Below are 8,567 nucleotides of genomic sequence, written 5' to 3' on the forward strand. Positions count from 1 at the left end.
GGGATGCCATATTGGACTGCAACGAACAGGGCAATCGCTCCTCCTAAGAAGTACCAAAGTGATTCAATAATGACAGATGCTCGATTCATTGTGTGATCCTTTCTGCGTCAATATTCAGGCGGCTGCCAATAACGCATAACACTCGCTTCGCGCAATTGCGGCATAACGCTTGAGCTAACCCGCGCCCGCCCGAGGAGCGGCGGGTTGAGCGAATTGTTGAACTTAGGCGCGCAGGCGCGCCGGTAATAGGCTGAGCAAAACGGTTGACGGCATTTTAAAAAGGACCTCCTTAGCTACTACAGTATGCGTAAGGAGGTCCGTCATGAATGAACTACAGCGTTTAAAACAGCTTCAACAACAAATTGTCAACCCAACAATAGAAGGAGTACCACAAATAGATGCTCTGGAGCAAATGCAATTGCGGATGCTTGGAGATATGCAATTGCAAGGCCTGGCAGAGCGGACGCAAGAATCGTATGTGCGAGGGATCCGGAAATTAGCGGAGCATGACGGAAAGGGACCGGATCAGATCAGCGATGAGGAAATATGGGAGTATTTTATGTTGTGGGGCCCAACGAAAACGCAGGCACGAACCGCCCCGTTGCTCGAACAAAACCCGTGTGGGCACGGAAGTTCTGCACGGACCCGCCCCGATGCTTGAACGAAACTCGTGTGGGTACGGAAGTCCTGGACGAACGGCCGCGTGGTGCTTCTCCCAGGCTACTGAAAAGGTGCTAAATATACTTTTTACAAAACTGTGACCACGATTCTTGCCACGTTTACGACCCTCATTTTCCGACTCACAATGTGCTCCGACGGCGCGCTACGGGCGTAGCTTGTAAGATTCCCCCAGCTTTCCCGCGGCCTGCCAGTGCTTGCCTGCCCGCACCAGTTCAGCCACCTGACGAATGTGCCCCAGATCGTGCATCGCCCACTCGTGGAGCATCTGCTGGAGTGTGATTTCGCCCGCAGCCTGGTGCATGGCACGCCGTTCCCCAGCGGCGCGCGGCAGTGAGCGCAGGAACTCGATATTCGTCTCGCGCTGCTCCTCGAAATGATCGAAGGCATCCTCTGCATCGGCGCCCTTATAAAGATCCAGATACATCTGCGCATCGTCCGGTTCGAACTCCGGCAGTTCTTCGCTCAGAAAGCGATCCACCCGCATGCGATAGCAGTGGCCTTCGCTATGCGAAAGGTGCGCCAGCACCTCGGCCACCGAGAAGCGATCCGGCGCCGGCTTCCACTCAGCGTCGTCATGATTGAGCTCACGCATCAAACCGCGCAGAATCGCCGGCGTCTCCTCGAGCAGGTCGAGGCAATCCATCCCATCGTCATCTTCCATCATGCGATTCATCCTACGATATTTTCCCCGCCATCCACATGCAGGATATTACCGGTAAGCCACCCGATGGTCGAAGGAGACCGTGTGGGCACGCAAGTCCTGCACGAACCTGACCCACTGCTCGACGGGACCCGAAAGGCGCGACCGTGCATTGCTCGTCGTTTTCTCCCTTCGGTGCGCGGGCTTGGCCCGCGCTGCCTATCGCTGGAGCTCACCGGCAGCAGCCGCGGCGAGCGAAGGCGCGCTGCTTGCATCTTTCCCCAGCACCAAACAATGATAGCAGTAAATAGGTTCCCCAGCAAAAAGGATTCTAACCGCTCTGCAAGCAGCGTGACTGAGCGAGACGCGGTTGCGGTCCGGTGCAGCGAATTGTTCGGCAGCACGTTTGCTAGTTACCTCTTTATTGCATGATAAGCAGGAGTCGAATTATTTGAGGTGGCGTCGGTTTGGCGTGCTAAGTGTAGAACAATATCTGGGTTTTCCTGCTCAAACGTTTCACGAATCTTGTGCGCCTGACGGAGGATCGGAAACCTTTGTTCTAGACGTTCCAATGCATGAAAAACGATGAGAAGGAGAATATCAATGATGAGGATTGCCACGGCAAGCTTGATCGCAGACCGCCAAGAAGAAAGTGAACCAACAAGTAATATGAGGATAGGTGCGAATATTAGATTGCCAGGGAACATTGCGGCAGCAAGACATCCGAGGCTGTTCATGATTTTCTCAGCGAATCGACCTGAAGAGGAAGTAAGCCTGCGGAACTCGCTATCGCTGTTGCGATTTTTCCAGCGTACAAGGCTGTAAACGGTGAGACGATAATCCCCTGGTGGTATCTGAATCTCTTCAGATAATCCGTGCTGCCTTTTTGTGTTGGGAAAGCAGAGGAATTCAATACCATCCGAAATGATGGTCCCGCTCGGAACATGCATAAGTGAATTCACGACACGAGCCTTTTGGCCTGCTTTCTCAATGAGGTAATCCGGAGGTTCCTCATTAATAAAACACTTAATGTGAGGTTCGCAATCTCCATGAGGGATATGCAATACGAACGCTAAGCCTTCTTTTGCGAGAGAGGCGATGGCTTCTTTTGGAGGTGGAGAAGGTTCAGCGCTCTCTAGATCCGGATCGATAGGAAACCCAGCAGGCAACGCATGTGGATCATAGATCGCAACGTGTTGTTCTCTCGAACTTGGAGAGAAGTCTTTTTGCATGCGATTGTGTTAAGTCGTGCAGCCGAACGCCGGAGATCAGTCGCCGCAGCCGTGACGAACGTAGGCCCGCTGCTTGCAGCCTGCCCCAACACTAAAACATGATAGCCGATTTGCCGTTTCCTTGCATTAAAGCTTTTAAGCCGTACTGCAAGCAGCGTGACTAAGCGAGGCGCGGGTGCTGTCCGGTGCAGCGACTTGTTTGGCGCCGAGGTCGATCAACGTAGAAGCCCGATGATGAAGCTTGATCCATGAACGAAGGTGCAGACAATGAAAACGACGGCTGCGCCATGGCTGAGTTTAGCGAATCGGCCACCCACTATCTCTTTTCGACTGCCAAGGTATTTGGATAGCACACCAAGGATCAGCGCTGGAGACTGTCCGAAAACTCCCGCGGTCCGCGAAACGTAGCGAAAATCGGAGGGGTTCAACGCCTAAGAATTGTTTTTGAGCGTTTATAGAGCAAATGGTGAGCGTGGTTGAATTTCTCATGATAGTTTTCGGCGACTTGTTAGGCGGCCTATTTGCCAACGTCTTCTAGCAACATTTCTCGCGTTTCAACATCTGTTTCAGTTAATAACCGTTCCTTTAGAAATTCCACGGCTTGGGGACTTCCAGTTGCGTTATGGATAAATCCGATTGATGCTAGGACGAAATAATGAGCTTCAATGTCTTCCGGAGAGTTTGCGACTCTTTTGAGCGGTTCCAGTAGTTGCAATGATGGAAAGTCCATCGGGAACTGTGATGCCCACCAACGAACACCGATTTGCGGGGACTGTAAAGCGGCAATCAGGTGGGGGACGACGACCGATCTGTCATGATGACGGAACACATCATCGCAGACTTGGTAAACGCCAAGACCCATGTCGTACGCAAATGCGTTAAGAAACAAGGGAATGCTTTCCGGATCGGGATTCGCAATGAAATAACCATCGGAAAGCACAAGTTACCACGCTTTTATGGCTGTATCTTCGGACTTCATCGAACGTGTTTATTAACTCATCTGTCAATTGTTCTTCAGTTGGCATCGGCTGATGCTGTCTGAGAAATTCCAGAGCTTCTGTGCGATTCATGATTTAGGCCGCGGAACGCCCTCAGCGGCAACACCAAGCCGAATGAAGGCTTGATGCTTGCGACTTTTCCCGGCTGCGACCTATTTTAGCTTGAAAACAGTGCCGGTGAGTAGATGTTTTTAGCCGATTGCAAAGCAGCAAGACTGAATGAGGCGCAGGTGTTGTCCGCTTGAACGATCTGTTCGCTCGCAACTTTCCCTGATCGCTTCTTTCAAGCGACAAGACTGAGTGAGGCGCGGGAGCCGGAGCAGTGGTGAGACGACTCAATCGAAACAAGCTTGGAGTTACAAGCCCGCTCGATAAGCCGGAGTAATCCGAAAGTCAGTTCAATCCGTATAAGTTTGTAGCGAATTGGAGTAGCATATACAAAAGAGGCGCGGAAATGATTCGTTTCTGGCTCCGCGAAACGGGAACTAAGGACTTTGAATCGCTTTTCCTGTCCAATCTCCAGATAATCGAGCGCATCGCCCGATCGGTTTCCCGACGCCATGGTTTTGGTTCCGATGAGCTGGATGATTTCTGCTCGCATGTCAAGACGAAATTTCTCGACAACGATTACTCGGTGCTCAAAAAATTTCAAGGGCGTTGCAGTCTACCTCTATATATAAAGACAGTCATTCATCGCCTTTGTATCGATTATGAAATTGCTCGAAAGGGCAAATGGCGGCCATCCGGAACGGCACAAAAACTGGGCTCCCTTGCAGTCCAATTGGAGGAGCTGCTCTACAAGAAACACCACAGTTTTGACGAAGCATGCCAGATACTAAGTTCCCGCCAGGGAATGGATCTTCAGCCGGAAATGCTGCACCAGCTTGCACAGAAGCTTCCAAAACGCTGGGGAAAGACAACAGTTCGTCTTGTTCCCATCGATGCCGTCGGAGGCCCGGGCCTGATTACCTCAACAGAGGCTCCAGACCCAAAAATGGAGGAAAGCGTTCAAATACTGTCCCAGGTCTTAAGAGATTTCATTCAAGGGTTGTCGGGAGCAGATCGTCTCATTTTGAAAATGCGTTTTGAAGACGATTTTACTTTTGAGGAGATCGCCCGGCTGCTCAAGAAAAAGAAATTGCAGATTTACTGGCGTCTACGAAAGATATTGTCTGATTTGCAAAAGGAATTACAATCACGCAGTTTGTCCCGAGATCGGATCCGTGAAATCACAGAACACAGCGTAAAGACAATTGACGTGGATTTCCTAAATGAAACACAACAATCGCAAGAGTGTCCGTCTAAACAAGAAGGAACCTGACCCAATCCTTGGCAGGTTGCTGGCGACAGAAATGGTTGATCCATTAGATGCAAGTTGTCCGCCCGCAGAAACAGTTGCGGCGTATATCGAAGGTCGATTACCCCGTGAAGAGCACGCGAATGTGACGGAGCATCTTGGGTTTTGCTCTGATTGCTACACCGTTTTTGCTGAAGTGGCAAAAGATGAAAGTCAAAGACGCAGGAGAAACATTTACAGAATACTGGCAGCTGCCGCTGTCGTGGCATTGGTTCTGTTCGCGAGCCGGATTGCTGTGGAGCAACGGGCTCCCGAATCAGTTGAAAAATCATCGGCTCAACCCGACTACTGGATTCATAAGCACGGACTTTTGCCGGAACAGAATCCATTCGCTGGTCGTGCGAAACGAGTTTTTCAGCGTCTACTTCCTGTGATGGAAATGAACAAATCGGGGCCGGTCCATCTCGTGCTGCTCGGCAATGCCGGCGCGCCGCAAGCTCTTAGTTTGCGTGACGGCAGCATTCTACTAACCGAAGACGCCCTTCAACTCTGCTATCGCCAGGTACCGGCTGAACAGGGTGATGCACGGATGGCATTTGTCATCGGTCACGAACTGGTGCATCAAAAGAATCACCGTTTCGTTCATCTTGCTGCCTTTTCTGCTGTCGAAGAAGAGACTGCATTACCAGGAGTTTCACGTGAAGAAGAATTAGACGCCGATGTAAATGGCCTGGTCTATGCCGCTCTTGCCGGTTTTGATCCACGCAGTGTCATTCAGCCTGAAACCAGTTTCATTCAGGATTGGGTCTCACAACTTCCTGAGAAGCTGGCTTACGAAGATCGCGAACATCCTGGCCCGGAAAAACGCGCGGAATTTTTGCGCGTTCACCTGCGAAAAGTTGTCAGGGACCTCGACTATTTCTATTTCGGCACTCGCCTCTATCAACTGGGACGCTATGAAGACGCTTCTTTGCTTCTGCGACATTTTGCAGGAATCTTTCCCGGACGCGAAGTATGGAATAATCTGGGGCTCACTCATTATCAAATGGCGATGCAAAGACTCTCCACGTGCGACCCGGACGCGGTGCAGAGAGTGTACCTGGCGACTTTGCTTGATCCGCAAACCCGTGCCGCGAAATTCCGAACACCTTCAACAACGCCTTGTCTGCAACAAGAAGGATTTCTACAAGAGATACAAAAGGCTCAGGATTCCTTCAAAAAAGCGACCGCGATGGATCCATCTTATTTATCCGCACGGATCAACCTCTCCTCCCTTCAGATCGTGATGGGTCAGTACACGCAGGCGCTGGAAGTCCTGGATCAGGCATTGAAACTCAAGTCCGGCGATTTCGCAGCAATGAACAACAAGGCTGTGGCTCTCTATCTCTCCAACCCATCAGAGATTAGCCTTCCACTCTCGATTTTGGAGGATGTCACAAACTCGAATTCAGCTTACGCTCCCGGCTTCTACAATAAAGCACTTATGGAATCAGATTCTCATGAAAGTCTGAGAAGATTCTTGCAATTAGAACCTGATGGTCTTCTGGCAATGGCGGCCCGCAAAAAATTGAATTTGAAAGAAAGCGCACAAGCGAAATCGGAAATCGATTCTCCGGTGACTCTTGGTCCGATGACTGCTTCTGTTCGTCAGATGTTGGAAAAAATGGAAAAGCAATCCTTTTCAACGAGCGAACTCCAAGGTGCCTTTTATAACGACAGCGATCGCAAATTGCTTGTGATCGATGACGGCATCGAAATCCTGGAAACAGATCCGCCTGAAGGACTCACTTTACAGGCTTTGCAAAAACCGAAGCGAACGATTATGACTCCTGCGGGCTCCGTTCAGGTCCATGACAATTTTGCGATCGAAATTCAAGAAGGGCGCGTTCACCGGATTTTGTATTTCGAATGAAACGAAAGTTACTGTTTTTCTCCCTGGTTTTTGTTCAGGCAATTGCTGCCGGCGCGAATTCGGATCTTCACGAGGCCGATCAGCTTTTTCAGCAGTCCAGAACGCTATTCGACAAAGGATATTATCGCGATGCTGTCCCCATCATGGAGCGTTCACTGGCAATTCGGGAACGCGTTTTAGGAGCAGAGGCAAAGGAGCTTGCGGGCACATTGCACGAGCTCGGTCGCATGTGCACCGCGATGGTCTATCGAGAAAAAGCAGAATCGGCCTTACAACGTGCGCTTGCTTTGCGCGAAAAACATTTGGGGACGGATCATCCCGACACAGCAAGAACTCTTGCATTGCTTGCGGACTTCTACCGCAAAACCGGCAGATTAAAGGAAGCGGAACCGTTGTTTATCAGATCGGTGAAGTTATTCGACCAGACTTTGGGCAAAGACACTCCGGATCTGGTGACCGTACTTACGAACTTTGCAAGGTATTACAAGGATACCGGCAATTACGTGGAGGCGGAAACTCAGATCAGGCGTGCGATCGCGATCGGAGAAAAAGCGTGGGGAAACGAACATTCCCAAATAGCGCGGGCAAACAATGAACTTGCCGATCTTCTTAATTTTAAAGGAAAAGGTGCTGACGCAGAGTCGCTCTTTAAGCGTTCACTGGCGATTCAGGAAAAGACAATTGGGCTGGAGCATCCGGAAGCGGCAGAAACAATGAACCGTTTAGCGCTTCTTTATGAAAGATCGGCGCGATATGAGGAAGCGGAAAAGCTTTATCAACGATCGATCAAAATCGCCGAAGAAAAAATGGGCCCGGAACATCCTCACGTAGGCGCAGGTTTGAATAATCTAGGCGTTCTGTACCACGGTCGTGGACGATATATAGAAGCTGAACCCCTCTATCAAAGAGCTCTTCAAATTGAAGAAAAAGTGTTCGGCCCTGATCATTATCATGTGACCACCGATGTGAGCAATTTAGCCACTCTTTACACCGCCATGGGCAAATATGCAGATGCGGAGCCTTTGTATCGGCGCGTGCTGGCTGCCGTGGAGAAGAATCCTGCTCCACGAGAGCTAGGTTATGCATGGAACAACCTGGGAAAACATTACAGTGAAACCGGACGTTACGTTGAGGCAGAATCCGCTTACAAAAAAGCTTTGCAAAACTGGGAACAGCTCGGCGTGGAAAATCCGCTTGTAGCAGTGCCTCTAAACAATATCGGTATGCTCCATTTTCGCAAAGGCCAATACAATGAGGCCGAACCATTTTTCCGGAAGTCTTTATTGATTCGTGAGAAGGCTGTTGGACCTGAGCATCCCGACACCGCATTTTCACTGCATAATCTTGGCGACTTATACAGAGTAAGCGCCCGACATAACGAGGCCGAACCTCTGATCAAGAGAGCTTTACTCATCTGGGAAAAAACGGCTGGTCCTGAAAGTTCCCTCGTGGCCGCGGCTTTGAACAACCTGGGCTCTTTTTACCATGAGTCCGGGAAAAATGACCTCGCCGAGCCACTATTGAGGAAATCTCTGGACCTGAGACAAAAGACTTTAGGATCCCAACACCCATCTTTAGCTCAAACACTCAGAGCCCTTGGATCTTTGCTTGCCGCTACTGACCGGCATCCTGAAGCAAATCTCCTGTTTGCTGAAGCCAATGGGGTTCTGACGAAAAGCCGTGAAACAGTTTTTTCGCTGCTTTCTGAGAGGCAAAAACTTACTTTCGCACAGATCCAGGCTCCCACATTACACTCCTTCATTACGCATACAGCCACCCATCTTGCAGATGATTCTAATGCGGTAGA

Annotated in this window: 7 protein-coding genes; 4 read left to right on the plus strand and 3 right to left on the minus strand. The window is 50.3% G+C overall.

Annotation, left to right across the window (positions count from 1 at the left end; translation table 11 throughout):
- The first annotated feature begins 322 nt into the window (after positions 1 to 322).
- Complete coding sequence (locus tag L0156_30340; GenBank protein MCI0607300.1) at positions 323 to 661, plus strand: phage integrase N-terminal SAM-like domain-containing protein; 339 nt, start codon at positions 323 to 325, stop codon at positions 659 to 661.
- A gap of 162 nt (positions 662 to 823) precedes the next feature.
- On the opposite strand, the gene L0156_30345 is transcribed toward L0156_30340, so the two are convergent.
- The 3 genes from L0156_30345 to L0156_30355 form a co-directional block, all read right to left on the minus strand.
- The gene (locus L0156_30345; protein MCI0607301.1) at positions 824 to 1,345 is read right to left on the minus strand and encodes a DinB family protein; all 522 of its coding nucleotides are present in this window, start codon (positions 1,343 to 1,345) and stop codon (positions 824 to 826) included.
- Positions 1,346 to 1,734: 389 nt separating this feature from the next.
- Positions 1,735 to 2,553 carry a hypothetical protein gene (locus tag L0156_30350; GenBank protein MCI0607302.1) on the minus strand — a complete coding sequence of 273 codons (819 nt, stop codon included), beginning with the start codon at positions 2,551 to 2,553 and terminating at the stop codon, positions 1,735 to 1,737.
- 517 nt (positions 2,554 to 3,070) lie between these two features.
- Entirely contained in the window at positions 3,071 to 3,493 is a 423-nt protein-coding gene (locus tag L0156_30355; GenBank protein MCI0607303.1) for a hypothetical protein, read from the minus strand.
- Positions 3,494 to 4,005: 512 nt separating this feature from the next.
- Here L0156_30355 and L0156_30360 point away from each other — a divergent pair.
- The 3 genes from L0156_30360 to L0156_30370 all read left to right on the plus strand — a co-directional run.
- On the plus strand, positions 4,006 to 4,872 hold the full coding sequence (locus L0156_30360; protein ID MCI0607304.1) for a sigma-70 family RNA polymerase sigma factor: 867 nt from the start codon (positions 4,006 to 4,008) through the stop codon (positions 4,870 to 4,872).
- Positions 4,823 to 6,760 carry a tetratricopeptide repeat protein gene (locus tag L0156_30365; protein MCI0607305.1) on the plus strand — a complete coding sequence of 646 codons (1,938 nt, stop codon included), beginning with the start codon at positions 4,823 to 4,825 and terminating at the stop codon, positions 6,758 to 6,760. Before L0156_30360 ends, L0156_30365 begins: the two co-directional genes overlap by 50 nt.
- On the plus strand, positions 6,757 to 8,567 hold a 1,811-nt coding region (locus L0156_30370), incomplete at its 3' end, for a tetratricopeptide repeat protein (GenBank protein MCI0607306.1). The genes L0156_30365 and L0156_30370, both read left to right, overlap by 4 nt.

It is taken from the genome of bacterium (assembly GCA_022616075.1).
GTDB lineage: Bacteria > Acidobacteriota > HRBIN11 > JAKEFK01 > JAKEFK01 > JAKEFK01.